Origin of the sequence: Pseudovibrio sp. Tun.PSC04-5.I4, from assembly GCF_900104145.1 — a bacterium.
In the GTDB taxonomy this organism is placed as follows: domain Bacteria; phylum Pseudomonadota; class Alphaproteobacteria; order Rhizobiales; family Stappiaceae; genus Pseudovibrio.
Genome location: NZ_FNLB01000006.1, coordinates 579879 through 598054 on the forward strand (window position 1 = coordinate 579879; position 18176 = coordinate 598054).

General features: G+C 49.8%; 18 protein-coding genes and 1 tRNA gene. 10 read left to right on the plus strand and 9 right to left on the minus strand.

Translation table 11 applies throughout. The features are described 5' to 3' along the window. Positions 1–79: 79 nt before the first annotated feature. Complete coding sequence (locus BLS62_RS07695) at positions 80–733, minus strand: alpha/beta fold hydrolase (RefSeq protein WP_093178967.1); 654 nt, start codon at positions 731–733, stop codon at positions 80–82. A 133-nt stretch (positions 734–866) separates the two neighbouring features. On the opposite strand from BLS62_RS07695, the gene BLS62_RS07700 reads away from it, so the two are divergent. Beyond that, positions 867–1712, plus strand: a complete 846-nt coding sequence (locus BLS62_RS07700; protein WP_093188603.1) for a sterol desaturase family protein — start codon at positions 867–869, stop codon at positions 1710–1712. A 3-nt stretch (positions 1713–1715) separates the two neighbouring features. Here BLS62_RS07700 and BLS62_RS07705 read toward each other — a convergent pair whose 3' ends face one another. Continuing rightward, on the minus strand, positions 1716–2510 hold the full coding sequence (locus BLS62_RS07705; RefSeq protein WP_208990738.1) for a transporter substrate-binding domain-containing protein: 795 nt from the start codon (positions 2508–2510) through the stop codon (positions 1716–1718). 310 nt (positions 2511–2820) lie between these two features. Between BLS62_RS07705 and BLS62_RS07710 the strand changes: the two genes are divergently transcribed. Then, on the plus strand, positions 2821–4872 hold the full coding sequence (locus BLS62_RS07710) for a glycosyltransferase (protein WP_093178970.1): 2052 nt from the start codon (positions 2821–2823) through the stop codon (positions 4870–4872). A 9-nt stretch (positions 4873–4881) separates the two neighbouring features. Here BLS62_RS07710 and BLS62_RS07715 read toward each other — a convergent pair whose 3' ends face one another. Continuing rightward, positions 4882–5337: a DUF1810 domain-containing protein gene (locus BLS62_RS07715; RefSeq protein WP_093178972.1), complete on the minus strand. Its 456-nt coding sequence runs from the start codon at positions 5335–5337 to the stop codon at positions 4882–4884. A gap of 179 nt (positions 5338–5516) precedes the next feature. Beyond that, positions 5517–5590 (minus strand) — tRNA-Gly (locus BLS62_RS07720). Between the two features lie 228 nt (positions 5591–5818). Between BLS62_RS07720 and BLS62_RS07725 the strand changes: the two genes are divergently transcribed. From BLS62_RS07725 to apaG, 3 genes are all read left to right on the plus strand, one after another. After that, a complete protein-coding gene (locus BLS62_RS07725; protein ID WP_093178974.1) occupies positions 5819–6616 on the plus strand; it encodes an ion transporter in 798 nt (265 codons plus the stop codon). Positions 6617–6827: 211 nt separating this feature from the next. Beyond that, a complete protein-coding gene (locus BLS62_RS07730; protein WP_093178977.1) occupies positions 6828–7454 on the plus strand; it encodes a CDP-alcohol phosphatidyltransferase family protein in 627 nt (208 codons plus the stop codon). 109 nt (positions 7455–7563) lie between these two features. After that, positions 7564–7956: a Co2+/Mg2+ efflux protein ApaG gene (gene apaG, locus BLS62_RS07735; protein ID WP_093178980.1), complete on the plus strand. Its 393-nt coding sequence runs from the start codon at positions 7564–7566 to the stop codon at positions 7954–7956. A gap of 134 nt (positions 7957–8090) precedes the next feature. Here apaG and BLS62_RS07740 read toward each other — a convergent pair whose 3' ends face one another. Next, positions 8091–8504: a tellurite resistance TerB family protein gene (locus BLS62_RS07740; RefSeq protein WP_093178983.1), complete on the minus strand. Its 414-nt coding sequence runs from the start codon at positions 8502–8504 to the stop codon at positions 8091–8093. A 267-nt stretch (positions 8505–8771) separates the two neighbouring features. Between BLS62_RS07740 and BLS62_RS07745 the strand changes: the two genes are divergently transcribed. Together BLS62_RS07745 and BLS62_RS07750 are read left to right on the plus strand one after the other, a co-directional pair. Beyond that, a complete protein-coding gene (locus BLS62_RS07745) occupies positions 8772–10433 on the plus strand; it encodes a lysine--tRNA ligase (RefSeq protein WP_093178986.1) in 1662 nt (553 codons plus the stop codon). 34 nt (positions 10434–10467) lie between these two features. Beyond that, a complete protein-coding gene (locus BLS62_RS07750; protein ID WP_093178989.1) occupies positions 10468–11244 on the plus strand; it encodes an SGNH/GDSL hydrolase family protein in 777 nt (258 codons plus the stop codon). Here BLS62_RS07750 and BLS62_RS07755 read toward each other — a convergent pair. The 3 genes from BLS62_RS07755 to BLS62_RS07765 all read right to left on the minus strand — a co-directional run bounded on the left by BLS62_RS07755 (position 11182) and on the right by BLS62_RS07765 (position 13954). Continuing rightward, positions 11182–12237, minus strand: a complete 1056-nt coding sequence (locus tag BLS62_RS07755) for a calcium:cation antiporter (RefSeq protein WP_244283556.1) — start codon at positions 12235–12237, stop codon at positions 11182–11184. The genes BLS62_RS07750 and BLS62_RS07755 overlap by 63 nt on opposite strands. Before the next feature lie 151 nt (positions 12238–12388). Further along, a complete protein-coding gene (locus BLS62_RS07760) occupies positions 12389–13255 on the minus strand; it encodes a thermonuclease family protein (RefSeq protein ID WP_208990739.1) in 867 nt (288 codons plus the stop codon). Positions 13256–13309: 54 nt separating this feature from the next. Continuing rightward, positions 13310–13954, minus strand: coding sequence for a S24 family peptidase (locus BLS62_RS07765; protein WP_093178998.1), 645 nt, complete (start codon positions 13952–13954; stop codon positions 13310–13312). A 212-nt stretch (positions 13955–14166) separates the two neighbouring features. On the opposite strand from BLS62_RS07765, the gene BLS62_RS07770 reads away from it, so the two are divergent. Both BLS62_RS07770 and BLS62_RS07775 read left to right on the plus strand, forming a co-directional pair. After that, a complete protein-coding gene (locus tag BLS62_RS07770; protein ID WP_093179000.1) occupies positions 14167–14508 on the plus strand; it encodes a DUF952 domain-containing protein in 342 nt (113 codons plus the stop codon). Then, positions 14509–15612 (plus strand): quinone-dependent dihydroorotate dehydrogenase, encoded by a 1104-nt coding sequence (locus BLS62_RS07775; RefSeq protein WP_093179003.1) that lies wholly within the window; start codon positions 14509–14511, stop codon positions 15610–15612. 61 nt (positions 15613–15673) lie between these two features. Here BLS62_RS07775 and BLS62_RS07780 read toward each other — a convergent pair whose 3' ends face one another. Beyond that, the gene (locus BLS62_RS07780) at positions 15674–17005 is read right to left on the minus strand and encodes an MATE family efflux transporter (protein WP_244283557.1); all 1332 of its coding nucleotides are present in this window, start codon (positions 17003–17005) and stop codon (positions 15674–15676) included. 231 nt (positions 17006–17236) lie between these two features. Between BLS62_RS07780 and BLS62_RS07785 the strand changes: the two genes are divergently transcribed. Next, positions 17237–18076 carry a histone deacetylase family protein gene (locus tag BLS62_RS07785; protein ID WP_093188611.1) on the plus strand — a complete coding sequence of 280 codons (840 nt, stop codon included), beginning with the start codon at positions 17237–17239 and terminating at the stop codon, positions 18074–18076. Positions 18077–18176: the final 100 nt, after the last annotated feature.

Sequence of the window (18176 nt, forward strand, 5' to 3'; positions counted from 1 at the left end):
TAATTCCCCCAAAGCTTTATCAAGCTATTGATAGCAAAATGCCCCACCAATTTGGCAGGGCATGAAATTTCACCGGTATTTAGTCTTTAAGAAGATTTCCAAAAAAAGCGGCGGTTTCCTTGGCAGCCTGCTCAATGTTCCCCTTCCATGTGGCAGGAGAAGCACCACGTGGAGCAAGGTCGTGATTGCCATCTTCAAGCCAATGGAGACGAACAAACTCCGGCAATTCAACCGCTTCCACATCAAGCTGGCAGCCCATCTGGTCACGATCCCCTTGCGCGATCAAAATAGGCCGTTGAGACTTTTGCAGTGGCTCAAAGCGCCAATCAGCAAGTTCTTTCTTGGCAGAGGTGTGGAACGGGTACCCAAGGCACACGATACCCACAACTCGCGCCGGCAAACTCTCAGAACCAGCCAGCATAGCCGCAACGCGCCCACCCATGGATTTTCCACCAATTAAAACAGGGCCTTCTGTTTCTTCAGCGATGGCTTGAACCACATTCTGGTATTCACTAATGAGCTTGTCAGCACGTGGAGGAGGCGCCTTCTTGCCAGTCTCACGTCGTTTAGCCATATAGCCAAACTCGAACCTAGCAACGGCAATGCCGTTCTGTGCAGCTGCGTCCGCAAAGCGGTTCATAAAATTGGCATCCATCGGCGCACCGGCACCATGAGCCAGAATAAGGGTGCCTAAGCAGTCCCCTTCAGGACGTGTCCATAAAATCTCTGTCATGCTGGCATTTTAGCGCTTCTTTCATACTAAAAGTGACAGGAAATTTACTTGTCCCCGCCTTCGATACTGCCCATATTAAGAATATCTAATATAATTGCGCCGATATCGCACGGGAATGGAATTGGAATACATCATGGAAGAAGGCACAATTCGCTTAGGGATATTTGCAGGTGCGTTCCTTGTGTTCGCCCTTCTGGAAATATTTATCCCCCGGCGTTCAGAGTCTCAAGAGCGGCCACGGCGCTGGTCAACCAACCTTATTCTCTCTGTGATCAATACTTTGATGCTGCGCTTTGCCCTGCCGATTGCAGCGGTCTCAACAGCGTATTGGGCACAAACCAACGACTTCGGTCTTGCAAATTGGTTCGACCTAAACGCCTTTGTTGCTGGCACAATTGCATTTTTTGCACTGGACTTCGCAGTCTGGGCGATGCACGTCGCCAGCCACAAAATCCCGTTCCTTTGGCACATGCACAAAGTTCACCACACAGATCCGCGCTTTGATGTGACAACGGCCCTTCGGTTCCACCCAATGGAAATTGCCCTATCCATGCTGTGGAAGGTTGGCGTTGTCGCACTGCTCGGTGCTCCCGTTCTTTCAGTGGTTATTTTTGAGGTGGTTCTCAATGCAGCAGCCATGTTCAACCATGCCAACATCAAACTCCCGGACCGGGCTGATCGTGTTCTGAGATGGGTGATTGTAACGCCGGATATGCACCGTATTCACCATTCAACGCGCCCAATTGAGACCGATAGCAACTACGGTTTCAACTTCCCGTGGTGGGACAGAGTGTTCTCGACCTACACACAGGATCCCAAAGGTGGGCAGGAGAATATTGTCTTCGGCCTTAAGGAGTTTCAAGGCAAGGAACCACGTCAACTTGGATGGTCTTTGTTGTTACCTTTCAAAGCCTTGACACATGTGCAGGGCTGGCTCACCAGCAAGGTCAACAAGGATGGAACCCCAAAAGCAGGCTAGGCTCTAAAAGAACCCGCGAGGGAAATAACGCAAGTAAAGCTCACCCAATCTTCCATTGGTTTGAAGGCGGGAGAGACCAAGATTGATCGCGTTCAACGTCTTGGTGTTTCCCGCTTTTGTTGCAATAGCAAGCCCACCGCCAAAGTAGCCCGGATCTAACCAGGGGCCTCCGGCGAACTTACAACAACTCTCTGCCGCTTTTGTATCCAGCCAAAACGACAAACGCATTCCATCACCAAACAAGGCATCAACTTCGGAGCTGATGATCGCTTTGCGTGCAAGCTCTTCACTATCAAAGGGAACTGGAATGGCGTCCTGGAAAAACCTTTCCAAAAAGGCCTCATGCCGAGAGCCAATAACAACAGCAATTTTCTTGCTTTCCATCGTATCTGGGAGCGGGTTCAAGCTACTATTTTTTGTGATCACGAACCGACCCGGAAACCGCATGTAAACTCGTGAAAACTGCAGTTGGTTCAAGATGTCTGGAGTAATCGTTAGACCTGCAATAATCGCGTCTGCTTCTCCGTTCACAACCGTGTTGGCAAGGTGTCCAAAGGGTCTGATCTCGAGGCTACAGGCAATTTTGAGGTTTTGGCAAATTTCCCGTGCCAGATCAATGTTGTACCCCATCAGGCGTTGTTCACTGTCGCGAAACACAAAAGGCGGGAAATCATCAGCCGCAACAAACCTGATTTTCTCGGGTGCCTTACCTGTCGAGCTAATCCCGGACTGGCCTCCAGAAAAAATCGGAATGGTGATCGTGGAGTTTTTTCTTCGCTCTAAGTTGGCTGCCGACATCCCTTCTTTTCCAGGGGCTAATAAAGGAGAGCTCCGGGAATCCTCCCGTTCAATTGTGCCATTCGCATTCTGTGCCACAGCATCTGAAGCTGCAATAAAGAGTGGCTGGGCGATACCGCCAACAAGCAATATGAAGAATGCAAGGAAACGCAAAAGCTGTCCAATCCTGTTTAAAATATGGCGCTAGCCTAACGGGAAATTCTCAAGGAGATACTAAGTGAATGTCTGCGAGAGGAAAAGACCTGCAACCGCATATCAACCTCCCCAATTAACAGGAGAGGAGATTGATGGGCAGGAAAACAGAGTTGGTATGAACGCACCACTTTCCGTACGCCAAGCAAACACGCTGCGTTCTCTCTCCTTGTCTATTGGGTGCGTTGAAAACCAAACCTCATTGCAAGCAAGCCAAGCTCTTAAAAAGAGAATGGTCTCGATTAACCCGCTGGAAGAACATATTGAAAATGCGGGATATTCCCATGGATATTTGGGAGAGGGGCATCGACCAGAGTACAAAAACATCCGTAAAAAAACTCAAACCCGTTATGTCCCTGAATTTCTCAAATATGATAATGCGTTGGAACGGGATGTCCTTCTGCAATGCAATTGCTCAGAAGCTTTGATTTCATTTGCACAAACGCGCATGGAGAAAAGCTGCACCAGTGTCAGCCACTATCTGATTGAGCAGGGTTTTCTGGACGTGGCAGTTTTTTATTGGGGCGTATCTGGGCGGATGAATATTCGCTTTGCGCAGGCCGGTAGCTTGTCTTCCATCGCACCAATTGATGACAAGTTAAAGCCATTTGAGACGGAAGGCATTCTCTTCGTTCCGGCATTGGATTTGAATCAAAAGGTGGTCTTTGCAGCGGCTCCCTTAGGGCATCAGCTGGGGGCCTTTGAAAAAGCACTTAGTCACTTTGACGAGGCAACTCACAAAATTGTACTTGTCATTCCGCAATATCAAGAAGTGCTTACGGTCACCACCGCCAGCTCCAACGCATTGGCCAATGATGACCTGTCCATGTCAGCGTTGAACCGGTTTATGCCATCGCAACGCAAGCTTCTTACAATCTCACCGGTCATTTTTCTTGGTGCGCTCGGCTTTGCCTCTGAGCATCTCTATTGGTTAGGCATGGCCTTGTTGACGATTTCGCTCGGTGCAATTGGCATCCTTCGCTTGGCTTCGGCATTTTCATATTCAGACAAAGACGAGATCAAAGTTCCCAATATCACGAACTGGCCACAGTATACTGTGCTGGTTCCTCTCTACAAAGAAGCTGCCATCTGCCGACAGTTGGTCGATGCTCTGGAGGCATTGGACTATCCCAAAGAAGCTTTGGATATCATTTTTCTTGTCGAGCAAGAGGATGATCTCACCCAGAAACACTTGCGGAAGCTGCTCAAAATGAGCATGCGAATGATCGTTCTTCCGTCCGGAAAACCACAAACCAAACCCAGAGCGCTTTCAGTCGGATTAGCCGCAACCAAAAGTGAGTTTGTGACCGTTTTTGATGCAGAAGACCGGCCAGAGCCGCAACAACTCAAAAAAGCTATTTGCCAGTTCGCGTTGGAGGGACATGATGTTTCCTGCTTGCAGGCCTCTCTGTCCATCGATCATGCTGAAGATAAATGGCTGGTACGCCAGTTCGCGTTTGAGTATTCCGCGCTGTTTGATGTGTTCCTGCCATTCCTATCACGGCGCAATCTTTTGCTGCCACTTGGCGGAACATCCAACCACTTCAGAGTGAGCGCTTTGCGCAAAGTTGGTGGATGGGACCCTTTCAACGTGACAGAAGATGCTGATCTGGCAGTCCGTTTTGCCCGACATGGTTTTAATACCAAAACGTTGAAGAGCACGACTTATGAGGAAGCGCCGCTCACGTTGACTGCATGGTTACACCAGAGAACCAGGTGGCACAAAGGGTGGATACAAACACTCGCTGTCCACCTGCGCAATCCAGTTTTGACCTACCAGCAATTGGGTTTCAAGAACTTCGCCATGTTATTGTTGATGTTTATGGGCGGAATGTTGTGCCTTTGGGCGGCCCCACTAACAGTAGTCGCATTCACTCGCATTCTCTGGAACTATCATCAGATAGGCGCTGAAGCGCTGAATGGCTTTAGCATCTATGCTCTGTTCTGCTTTTTATTCGGCTTGGGAGGCACCGTCGCAACCGTCCTTCAAGGCAGTGCGAAAAGGAAATTCCGACCAACATTACTCGAGATCCTGAGTATACCGCTCTATTGGGTGTTGGGATGTATTGCCTCTTACAAAGCGCTTATCGAGTTTTTCGTTAAACCGCATTATTGGCGTAAAACCGAACACGGTGTTGCTCAGCAAAGAGGCAAACAACACGAAGGCTAATTGTTCCGTTCAATGGAAGGCCTTAAACGGCCATCCCATATCGAGTGCATTCATCGTTTGAGAGCAAGGCATCCCATCATAAAACTGGGTTAAAGCCCTCAAAAATATAGTGGGATCATCAGCTGCAAGCGCAAACAAGGTCATGGAGCTACGGACCTTCATGCTGTCGATCTCACCAAGAATTTGACGAGAGGTCAGTGCTCTCTGATTGAGGAGCAGCTCACAACAGCCCCGCAGGCGGGTCGTCAGCATTGGGTTTGACAAGTATGTTTGTGCTTCGGAAAGATCCTCAATGCCATAAAAGTGCGCTGTGGAGGATCGACCAAGTCGCCGGAGTTGTGGAAAGATGAACCAGATCCAGTGGCTTGTCTTTTTGCCGTTAGATAGTTCGCGAACAACTTCGCCATAAACCGGATCTTGTGCAATCACAAAACGCGTGAGGTCGTCCCTCATTGCTCTAACCATATCCATACCTCTGAACCGGATAACTCTTGCATTTGCACTATGCGAGGTTTTGCAGACTTAGAAACAATCGCCATTCAGGGTATTAAGAGCAGCAGCCAGAATATTCTGGTTCCCTGGGACGATGGAAAACCTAGCACTCCGTGAGAATTCACCAGTAAAAAAATCGATGAAACAGAGTATGGAGCGGGTGAAGGGAATTGAACCCTCGTCTTAAGCTTGGGAAGCTTCTGCTCTACCATTGAGCTACACCCGCATGCAAACTTCATAATATTGTGCAAATTTATGATAGGTCTTGTGGATATCGTCAAGCCTCTGAAAACTAAGAAGTAAGTTAGGTAGTATATTTTGTAGGTTACTACTCCTAGTTCTTGTTGGTTTCTTCATTCCTACATACCTATTTTGAATTGGCCTTTTTCAACTTGAAACTGCCCGATATATTCTTAGGGTGGGCGAAATGCTTAAGTGAGGTGTAGGTGTCAAAATGCGGGCTAAGTTGCGATCCATAATTGAAAGCCGTAATTGGGAATACACAATCATAAGTATTATTGTTTTGAATGCGGTCGTCTTGGGTCTTGATACAAGCCAAATGCTTATTGCGCATTATGGCGAGGCACTACATTTACTTGATGAAGTTATTCTCGGGATCTTTGTTGTCGAATTAACGCTTCGCATCATAGCGTTCGGACCTAAGTTCTTCAAAGGCCCTTGGAATCTCTTTGATTTCTTCATTATCAGTATTGCAGCTATTCCTGCTACCGGCCCTGCCACCATTCTTCGGTCGCTGAGAATTCTTCGTATCCTGCGGTTGATCTCGGTCGTTCCATCTTTGAGAAGTGTTATTGGTGGTTTGATTGCTGCACTGCCGGGAATGGGCTCTATTGTCCTGTTAATGGCACTGGTATTTTACGTGTTCTCCGTCATGGCGACGCGGCTCTATGGAATTGTCTTCCCGGAATGGTTCGGGTCAATCGGCGCATCAGCCTATTCTCTGTTTCAGATTATGACTCTGGAAAGCTGGAGTATGGGCATCGTACGTCCGGTCATGGAAGTTTACCCAAATGCCTGGATGTTCTTTATTCCTTTCATCCTGTGTACGGCCTTCACTGTGTTGAATCTATTTATTGGTATCATTGTAGCGGCCATGCAGCAGGAGCATGAAAAGGACCTGGAGGAAGATCGCATTAACGTCCATGAAGAAACACGGCAGGTGCTGTTCGAACTGAAAGAACTAAAAGATGAGCTGAAAGAAGGGCTCGCACAGCTTAAAAAAGACCGTTAGCAATCTGCCAATGTTGAAGGGAAAGCTTGGAAGACACCACGAAAAGTGGATCAAGTTTCTCATGGTTTTAAGCCGGAAAATGGTAAGGGTGCTGCACATTATCAAGTTTGCTGAAGTTTTGTTGATCAGGTGCGTGTGGATTGCGAGTGCCACTGTGTAGGCACTCCGCAAAAAAAGCCCTAAGACAGCAACATATCTAATAGGATACGATATGTTTGACGCAAAACTTCGCCGCTATATTGATCCCCCGCTCAACAAAATGGGCAAGGGGCTCGCAGAGCTCGGGATTACAGCTAATGCTGTTACCTTTGTCGGGTTGGGTTTTGGGTTGGCAGCAGCAGCTGCCGTCGCTATTGGCCATTACAACACGGCCTTGCTGTTCATCTTGCTCAACCGGTTCGCAGATGGTCTGGACGGAGCAATCGCACGGGCAGCAGGATCAACGGACCTCGGCGGGTTTTACGACATCACCTTCGACTTCATATTTTATGGGGCAATTCCACTAGCATTCGGATTTGTTGCACCAGAGCAGAACGCTTTAGCAGCGGCCGCACTTCTTTTCAGTTTTTACATTAACGGTTCCACCTTCCTCGCATTTGCGACATTGGCACAAAAGCTAAGTATCAAAACCTCTTTGCGAGGTAAAAAGTCGTTTTACTACCTTGGTGGGCTGGCTGAAGGATTTGAAACCATTGGTGTATTCGTCGCATTTTGTCTATTTCCCTCTTATTTTTCATGGGTTGCGTGGATTTTTGCTGTGATCTGCACACTTTCGGCAATTTCTCGGGTTTTCATGGTTCGGCATATGGTCTTGAACCGTTCTAATACGTCTTCATGAGATAGCTGGTCTTGCGAAGAAGTGGCAGAAAAGGTTAGACTTTTGAGAAATGGGATGCGTACCGCTGCGAGCAATCGCAGCTGATTAGTCCTCAAAAATGGGTTGTGCTATGTATCGTGCCGTTACCCGAGATATACAAATCACTGTGGAACCGTATTATCTTGCCGATGAATCTACCCCGGAAGATGATCAGTTCTTTTGGGCCTATACAGTATCAATTGAGAACCAGGGGGAAAAAGCAGTTCAGCTGCGTTCTCGCCATTGGCACATCATTGATGCGAATGGGCATTCTCAAGAGGTCAATGGGGCAGGGGTTGTTGGTGAGGAGCCGGTTATAGAGCCGGGAAACTCGTTCCAGTATACATCTGGCTGCCCGCTCAACACATCCTCTGGCATTATGACGGGCAACTACCGCATGCAAACGCAAGAAGGCGAGTTCTTTGCCGCAAAGATACCAGCCTTTTCTCTAGACCTGCCGGATATGATTAAGACAGTGCATTAAGCGGGCAGAATATCTGCCCGCGAAAGTCATCATGTATTCAAGCGCGTTCCCGAAACGTGGAGCCGAACTTCGGACCGGAACACGCGTGATAACAAATAGGCCGCTCGGGCTATCCAGATGGATAGCAAACCGCATTATTGCGTGCGGAAACGCGCTTGTGCGCCTCGCTCAATCGCTGCAATAGTCAACTTGTCCAGCTTTAGATGATCGCGCAGCAATTGCAGCATACGCACTTCTTCCAGGCTAACCCGCAAATCAGCAGCCGCAATTTCAACACCCAGTGCATAGGCCGTGTCATGCAGCTTTGATGGCAGTGAATCAGCAACAAGCGCCAGTGTGTCAGTCATGCCGTTTTCGCCGGAAAGGCGCTCAGCACACTGCATTGTAATGCCTACCAGCGTGTTGTCATCAAAGTCTTTGAAAACCGGGAGAATGCCAACAATATCACCAAGCTGACGCAGTTCAGCATCGCTCATAGCGCTATCAGCAGCTGATACCATCACCATGACATGAATCAGGGCTTCTTCTACGCTTAGAAATCTATCCATCGTCCCTACATCCCCCCAAAGCAAGTTGCTTTGCGTTTTGGTTTATCCTGTTAAGCATCGCGCCAAATCTCTCAGCAGCGCTCGACGCTTGCAAGAGGTAGGATAGGATCGCGCCTCATACAAGAGGTTGGAGCCGAATATCAAAGAACTATCATTGACGCGGGCTCCAGTTTTACATAAGTTCGCGCTGCTTTCCGAGCTGAATTTTATGCAGCGGAAAGAGAAACTCATTTACAACTTATTCTCCAAAAACGGATCTCAAAATCCATGTCTATGAACAGTTTGCCTCATCTCGATCTCAACCTTGAACTCATCGAGGCGGCCAAGGTATCTAAAGCCTGGCCGTTTGAAGAAGCGCGCAAACTGCTCAAACGGTTGGAGAAGAAACCCAAGGACATACCGGTTCTGTTTGAGACCGGCTATGGCCCTTCTGGTTTGCCACACATGGGAACCTTTGGCGAAGTTGCCCGCACAACAATGGTGCGCACCGCCTTCCGTCTACTGACCGAAGACAAGGTTCCAACAAAATTGCTTTGCTTTTCTGATGATATGGACGGCTTCCGTAAAGTGCCGACCAACGTTCCTAATCAGGAAATGCTGGCGGCGTTTATCGGCAAACCACTGACCAAAGTGCCAGACCCATTCTCAAATGAATACACAAGCTTTGCAGCCGCGAACAACGCAAAGCTGATGGCGTTCCTTGATAAATTTGGGTTTGAATACGAATTTGCCTCTTCAACCGAATACTACGAGAGTGGTCGGTTTGATGCTGCGCTTCTACGCATGTTGGCAGTCTACGACAAGGTCATGGCGATCATCCTGCCAACACTGGGCGAAGAGCGTCAGGCAACGTATTCTCCGTTCCTGCCGATTTGCCCGCGTACAGGCATTGTTCTTCAGGTGCCCATGGTCGAGCGCAATGTCGAAAAGGGCACTGTGACCTACATTGACCCTGAAACGGGTGAACATGTTGAAACACTCGTTACCGGTGGTCACGTCAAATGTCAGTGGAAAGCCGACTGGGCGATGCGTTGGTATGCGCTGGGTGTTGACTACGAGATGGCCGGTAAAGACTTGATTGACAGTGTGAGCTTGTCCGGCAAAATCTGTAAGGTTCTGGGCGGTCCTGCTCCGGAAGGCTTCAACTACGAACTGTTCCTGGATGACAAAGGCCAGAAGATTTCCAAGTCCAAAGGCAATGGCCTGACAATGGAAGAATGGTTGCAGTATGCCTCTCAGGAGAGCCTGTCTCTGTTCAACTTTCAGAAACCGAAAACAGCGAAAAAGCTCTACTTTGACGTCATTCCGAAAGCGGTTGATGAGTACTGCACCTTCCTGTCTAAGTTCGACAATATGGATGCAGCACAGAAGCTGATGAACCCTGTCTGGCACATCCACTACGGCACACCGCCGAAAGAAGAGATGCCAATCTCCTTCGCGATGCTGCTCAATCTTGTTTCTGCTTCAAATGCAGTCAACAGCGATGTGCTGTGGGCGTTTATTTCCCGCTACGCACCAGGCACCACACCAGCGACACACAAAATGCTGGATGAGCTGGTTGGCTACGCAATCCGTTACTTCGACGATTTCGTAAAACCAACGAAGGTCTTCAAGCCGGCAGATGAAGTCGAAATTGAAATGCTGCAGAAACTGGATGCTGTTCTTGCCGATCTGCCTGTTGATACCGATGGTGCAGATATCCAGACCGCTATCTACGACATTGGTCGTAATATTGAGCGTTATCAGAACACAGTAAAACTAGGACCAGATGGTCGTCCAGGCGTTGCGCAATCGTTCTTTTCTGCGATTTATCAAGTACTTCTGGGACAAGAAAAAGGCCCTCGCTTTGGGTCTTTTATCGCCCTCTACGGTATTCCAGAAACACGTAGTTTGATTACAAAAGCACTTGCAGGCGAGCTGTCTGCGTGATGAATTAGCCCCCTCAACAGAGGGGGCTTTTTTTATGGCTTTTCCAAGCTGGCTCACTTGGGCACTTCTTCCGATCTATATTGTGGAAGGCTTACGTGCTCGGGCCAATTCTTTAAGACTATCACCAGCACCGGGTCCGCAAATTGGCGAGATTGCCGGTATGGGCCAAGAAATCAATTTACTTGTCGTCGGAGATTCGTCCGTTGCAGGCATCGGGCTGGATCATACATCCAATGGCCTCACTTGCCAGATGGCTCATAAACTGGCTCAAACCACAGGCCGACCTGTTAAATGGCGTGCTGCAGGCAATAACTCAGCAACTTCGGGCCAATTGCGTGATGTGGTTGTACCCAACCTGCCATATACGGATTACACCCATATCTACATCAGCATCGGCTTTAATGATCTGAAGAATTTCCGCTCCGGCACAGCGTGGAAGAAGGGCTTCGGCGAGCTGATCTATGCCTTGCGGACCAAATATCCCCATGCGCGGCTGTACTGGTCCAACCTCATGTCCCCGTTGAGCGTGCCAGCTTTATCATGGGCACTCGGGGCGGTTTTAGAGCCACGCCGCCGGATGATCAACAGTGTGGGGACTCAGCTATGCCATGAGCGGGGGGCCACTGCCATATCGGTTACACCGGGCATCACCGCGGAAGGGTTTTGCCCGGATGGGGTCCATGCAGCGCCAATCGGCAACCAGCAATGGGCAGATCATGTGGTCAAGGAGATCCTTGATCGTAATCTGCTAGGGCTGGAAGATCAGGATGAAGTAGAAAATAAACAACACCAGATGGACAGCGCCTTGTAAGGCGTTCGTCCTCGATCCTGTAAAGGTGATCATACTTAGTATCAGGGTGAGAAGGAGCAGGATCATATCCGTGTCTTTCACGCCCAATACGATGTGAATATCAAAGATGCCAGCCGCGATGAGTACGGCTGGCACCGTCAACCCAATGGTTGCCAGAGCCGAGCCCAGACAGATGTTCACAGAGCGTTGTAAACGGTTTGCCAGCGCCGCGCGGAAACTCCCTAAGCCTTCCGGTGTCAAAACCAGCAAGGCGACCAGAACGCCGCCAAAGGCAGCTGGCATGCCAAAGCCGGCGATCCCAAAATCAACCAGAACCGCGAACTTCTTGGAAAGCAACACGATCGGCAGCATGGTCATGATCAGAAAGGCTGCATGGTATCCCGTGGAGTAGATCTCAAGGTCGTGGTCGTGATCATCCTCATCCTTTGCGTGTTTCTCATCCTCGTCCTCGTCCTTTGCCATTAGAAACGACAGAGCGACCCCTGAATGTGGCTTCGGTTGAATAAAGAAGGATTTGTGCCGAATGCTCTGGGTCGCAAGAAACACTACATAAAGTGCGCTGATCATCAAGGCGAACGAGATTTGTTGACCGGTTGAAAGGGAAGGGTCAGCGGTGGACGTCGTATATCGCGGAAGGATCAGAGAGAATGTTGCAAGTGGAATGAGAACAGAAAGGAAGGAGCGCGCACCTTGGGTGTTAAAGGGCTGTTCCCCGTACTTCAAACCACCGAGGAGTAGGCTGACCCCGACCATACCGTTGAGCACAATGTTGAGCACAGCCAACATGGTATCACGCGCCAGTGGCTCATTGCTGTCACCTGTCAGCATGATGGAGACAATCAGCGACACCTCAATGCCAATGACTGACAGCGTCAGAATGAGCGTCCCGTAAGGCTCGCCAAGTTTAACAGCAAGACAATCAGCATGGCGCACCACGCCAAAAGCGCACCACAGCATCACGCCAAAGAGCCAGAAAAAATAAAACATTTGCATTACGAGACCAGACGAAGCCTGTAATAAATCGTTCCCAGCTAGAAAGAAAATGATTGTTGTTGCGGCGCCTGCCGAAAAGCAGGCCTCTCGCTTTAATATGCTCCAAAACCCTGACATTATTTAATTTTTCTCCAAGGGTTCTAATAAGGTGTTACTGCGGTATTTGCGTACTTGCCTCAGTCGTTTCGCGAGGTCGCCAAATTATGTTGGGTTCACCTGCCATCACCAGCGGCGTGGAAGATGTGCTGTGGTCTTCCAGTTCCTTCAGCGAATTGACCAGCGTAGCTGTCTCATCCTCGCTCAATTGAACCAGCTTCGAGCGCCAAATGCCTTGCTCTGACCTGCGGGCTTTTTCGGCAATTATTTTCAAAGCTCTTGGCGCATCAGCACCGGCCTTCGCCCACCCATTTTTCACCAGCCAAGTGGCGAGATCATGTTTGCCAACGCTGCATGTCGCGATGAGTTCGTCCTGCTGTTCAGTTTTCATGTCAGCACATGTCACACGCTTTTGCCCTATGAAAGCACGTAGGGCGGTGCGTGCGCGAATACCACAAGGCCACTTATCGCCTGCTTTGCTTGGGCATGTAGTGCTTAATGGGACAGCTTGAATATGATGCAGTTGAATGCGGCGTTTTTTGTCGCTCAGCGTAGCTCCGTCCAATGCTACCGGATGAAAGAGCACCAGCTCTTTTGGCGGAGGACCGGCTGGTTTTCGAGGAGCCTTGACGTGGGCAATCCGCTGAAGGGGGCCACTCACCTCCGGAGCAGGCGTGAATGTACCGCCAACATTGCGAAGCGCGCTAGGGTGTTTAACCGGAGTTGTCGGGATCTTGGCTTCCGCTTCCTTGTGTGCTGCCAGCTGAGCGGCGCCCAGTTGAGCCTGCTGCAAATCTGTTTCTGCTTTTTGAACAGCGACTGGAAAGCTGGAAGGGCGATAAAGCGTGCGGGCATTGCCGCGTAAGGCCGGATCAGAATAAAAATCTATCAGCGCATAAAAACCAGCTGCGCTAAGGAGCAAAACTCCTGATATGAAAAGGGTTGTCTTGGTAATCCGCATAAGCGCCCTGTATGCTTACTGGCTCACCCATAAAACCCTTGCCGCCCAAACCAAATCAGAACTTTGGATCACCCGCGGACTATCTTCCGGAGTTACCCTTCGAAATTCATAGCGCTCGTTGGTTTGCCTCTGCAGCACGCCGCAGTGAATTTCTCTGTCTTTGGTTTGCATTAATACGTGATCATTCCGCCGCAAGGAACTCTCGGGAGAGACGATGAGAAAGTTTCCTTCCTCGTAGTATGGTTCAAAACTATTACTCGAAACCTCTAATGCGAAGAATTTCTCGCCTTGCGGACTGGGGAAAATAAAACTCTCGCAGAAATTATCCAGCTGGAATTTAGAGATCTTGGCTGGGTCAATCTCCATCAAATCGTTGGTGGTACACAAATACGCTGGAAATGCCCTGTAAAGAATACCAGAGGTATCCGTATTGTCTTGCACCAGATTAGCAAAATCAACGAAGGACATCTGGGTGACTTCCAGAACCTTAGAAAGGGATTCTGTAGAAGGCCAACGCGGTCTGCCATCACCGGCGAACCTCTTGGAAGGATTGAAGGAAGTCGGATCAAGACCGGCCCGACGCGCCAAACCGGAGGGGCTGAGCTGATGCCGTTGCGCCAGATTATCCAGAGCCTCCCACAAAGTCTCGTGACTTAACATCTTACCTCCAAAAGCAGTTTATCCTGCTGTAGGTGCCATCGCTTACAACGCAGCGGCACAGCGGCACCGGAGCTCGAAAAAGAATTCTATATGTGGTGAATAAAATCCTATTGCAAGCTTTAGGCGTAAGAGAGGGGTTGCCAGTCACCGAAATCTGCCTGTAAGAGCATGACTTCAGTTGAGTATGCGTCTCTCCTGAAAGGCAATCCCATATGTCCCTTATATTCAAGATCGCGCCCACGGCTCTTTGGCAAGCAGCTGAAGAGGCGGGAGTATTCCTTGGTGCGCCCATCGATCTGACTGATGGCTTCATTCATTTCTCCAGCTTAAAAACTGTAAAAGAGACCGCAGCACGCCATTTTGCAGGGCAGGATGATTTGCTTCTAATTGCGGTTGAAGCCGATGATTTTTCACATGGACAAATGAAGTGGGAAGTCTCCAGAGGTGGGGACTTGTTCCCGCATCTATACGGAGAGTTTCCGGTTGCGAAAGCAAAATGGGTTAAGCCTTTGCCCCTGAATGCAGAAGGCAATCACGAGTTCCCGGAGCTGTAAATGTCTATCGAAGATCTGATCACCAAAGTCGGCATTAAAGCGCTCCATTGCCTTGATCCTGAAACCTCGCACAACGCCACGATCAAAATGTTGGCAACTGGGTTGGCTCCAACCTTCGGTCAGGTTGAAGACAAAGCTCTTGAGTACAAATGGGGCGACCTGACCTTCAAAAATCCGGTTGGCATGGCAGCAGGCTTTGACAAAAACGCAGAGGCCATCGTCCCGCTCATGAAGCTCGGTTTTGGTCATGTTGAAGTGGGAACTGTAACGCCGCTGCCGCAGGAAGGTAATCCGCGCCCTCGGAATTTCCGCCTCAGTGCTGACCGAGCCGTCATCAACCGCTATGGCTTCAACAATGAAGGCCATGATGTTGTTTATGACCGCATCAGCAAGACAGGACGCAAGCAAGGCGTGCTTGGCATCAACATTGGCGCCAACAAGCTCTCTGAGGACCGTGTTGCTGATTATGTGAAGGGTATTGAGCGCTTTGCAGAACTGGCTGACTATCTGACTGCCAACATTTCCTCACCCAACACACCGGGTCTGCGTGATTTGCAGGAGAGGGACGCACTCTCCCATCTTCTCGCAACCATTATGGCCGCACGGGATAGTCAGCAGGATCGTCTAGGCCGCAAAGTACCTGTGTTGCTCAAGATAGCACCTGATGTAACTGAAGAAGCGATCAAGGAGATCGCTGAGGTCGTCCTGACCAACAATGTGGATGGCATGATCGTTTCCAACACAACGATCTCTCGCCCCTCCACCTTGAAGGATACGGCGCAGGCAAAAGAAGCGGGTGGGCTGTCTGGAGCTCCGCTGTTTGACCGGGCCACGATCGCATTGGCAAAAACCAGAATGGCCGTCGGCCCTGACCTGCCACTCTTCGGTGTGGGTGGGGTGGATACGCCGGAAAAGGCAGCGGCGAAGATCTTCGCAGGCGCCAATCAGATCCAACTGTATTCAGGCATGGTTTATGAGGGGCAGACGCTGGTCAAGAAAATCAATCATCACCTGTCCAGACTTGTTGCCGCGCGCGGTGTCGCCAACCTGCAGGAACTGGTTGGCATCGATACTGATATTTGGGCGTCGAAGTCTCTGGACTAAACAAGCTTCACCAAAATTTAAAAAGGCTGGTCCTTCAGTGAAGGGGCCAGCCTTTTGCGTTTTAGATCTCTTGCAGCTTACCGAAGTACTGCCGTTCTCTGAAATAACATAGATAACTCAGGCTCAAACCGCGTACTCCGAAGAACACCAGCAGGGCGAACCACAGGCCGTGGTTTCCATAGATCGGGAAGAGCACATAATAAGCGGCAAGGAACAGCAGTGTTGAAACAACAACGGAGTTCCGCATGTCGCTGGACCATGTGGCTCCAATAAACACACCATCCATCTGAAAGGCGAGGGTGCCGACCAGTGGTGTAATCGCTGCCCAGAACATATAGGTCCGTGCAGTCTCGCGCACCTCCACATTCACCGTCAGCAGATCAATCACCGCACCGCCCGCAAACCACAACACAAAGGCAGCGGCGAAGGAAAGGCCAAACCCCCATCCAACAGAGAGGCGAAGCGCCTTGCGGAACGCACCACGTTGTTTTGCGCCAACGGCTTGCCCAATCACCTGTTCAGCAGCCGATGCGGTTCCATCAAGGAAAAACGCCGCCACCAGAATAAATTTCTGCAGCACTGCGTTCGCAGCAAGCACAACATCGCCTTGCGCCGCGCTGCGTGAGGTGAAGAAACCAAACGCAAACAGCATCACCAGCGAGCGGATCATGATGTCCCGGTTGAGAACCAGCATGGGCCGCAGTTTTTCCCAGATGATGATCTGAGAAAATGTTGGAAACGGAGTTCCAGCGAGCTCTCGTTTAATCAGGAAAATCCCAAGCCCAAACGTGGCCATTTCTGCAATAAATGTTGCAACGGCAACACCGGGAATTCCCCACTCAAAAACAAGCACAAGTACGATGGAAAGCACCATATTGATGACATTGAGGAAGGTCTGAATAAGCAAACCAATCCCTGCCTTACCCAACCCAAGATACCAGCCAAGAATGGAATAGTTTGCCAGCACAAACGGCGCGGAAAAGGCGCGAATGGAAAAGTATGTTGCCGCCGCATTCTGAACGGCTTGCGTGCCACCAATAAGGGGAAGCCCAAAGGTGAGAAGAGGCCACTGCAGAAAAATCACGACAATGCCGCCAATCAATCCCAGCAGGAGTGCGCGGCCAAGGACGGCGCGCAGCTCGTTACCATTGCTGGCACCCAACGCTTGCGCAGCAAGGCCGGTGGTACCTGCACGTAGAAAATAGAAGAACGAGCCAATCACATCAAACAGCACACTGCCAACGGCAAGCCCGCCCAGCAGCGCTGCATCATGCAATTGTCCAATAACAGCTGTATCAACCAGACCCAGCAAAGGCGTGGAGATGTAAGCAAGGGTCATTGGGATGGCGAGCGCTAGAAAGGAGCGGTTCGTCACCTTGAGACTTGTGTTCACGCTGAAAACCTTCAAAAGTACGAGAGCATCTGACTGTAAGTGGCTCTATACAGACTAGAGAAAAACAACCAGAGGATTGTTCTTATTTATTTGTTCTATTTTTGTCCAGAACGTAATTGGTGACTGGCGAATAGAATTGCGTGAAAATGAGAGAGTGTTGCTCCTGTGAAGCTGCCAGTTGTCCGCCATCCAGCCTACACCGCAGACATTCCATCAAACCATCGCTTTCCCATGGGCAAGTATGAAGCCGTTGCGCAGGAACTCCGTGCTCTGGATGCAAATGGAGAGATGTTTGAGCAGCATGTGCCCGATCCGATCCGCCCAGAAGACCTGCTGCGTGTTCATGCCCGTGAGTATGTGGAGCAAGTGCTGAGTTGCACCGTTCCGGCCCTAGTCGCGCGCGAAATTGGCTTCCCGATGTCCCAAAGCGTGTCTTTCCGTGCGCAATGCGCGACCGGTGGCTCTTTGCTCACAGCAATTCTGGCGATGGAATACGGCGTGGCCTGCAACACAGCCGGAGGTTCTCACCATGCTCGCATCGCGCAGGGAGCTGGGTTCTGCGTTTTCAATGATGTCGCTGTCGCTGCACGTGCGTTGCAAGCTATGCGAATGGTGCGGAACGTATTGATCATTGACCTGGACGTGCATCAAGGAGATGGCACAGCAGATATTTTCGCTCATGACGCCAGTGTCTTCACCCTGTCCCTGCATTCAGAGAAAAACTACCCAGTCCGCAAAAAAGCGTCCACGTTGGATGTACCTCTCAAAGATGAGATGGAGGATGAGGAGTATCTGAGTATTCTGAAAGCAACGCTGAAGACGGTATTGAAAACGTTCAAGGCGGATATCGTATTCTTCAATGCTGGCGTGGACCCGCACAAGGAGGACCGATTGGGCCGCTTGGCTTTAACTGATGACGGCTTACAGGCAAGAGAAGAATTAGTATTCGATTTTGTGCGCAATGAAGGTTTGCCGTTGGCTGGAGTACTCGGAGGTGGTTATTCGAATAATCTTAGACTATTGGCTAAACGACACTGTATCCTGCATCGTGTGGCGGCAAAGTACTTGTGATTTCAACACAAGCTTGTTTTGTTTAAAGTTTTCCCGAAACTGTATATTTCAAATAGTCAATTGAAATGGATAATTGTGTCTTGCTATCTCTAAAAAAATA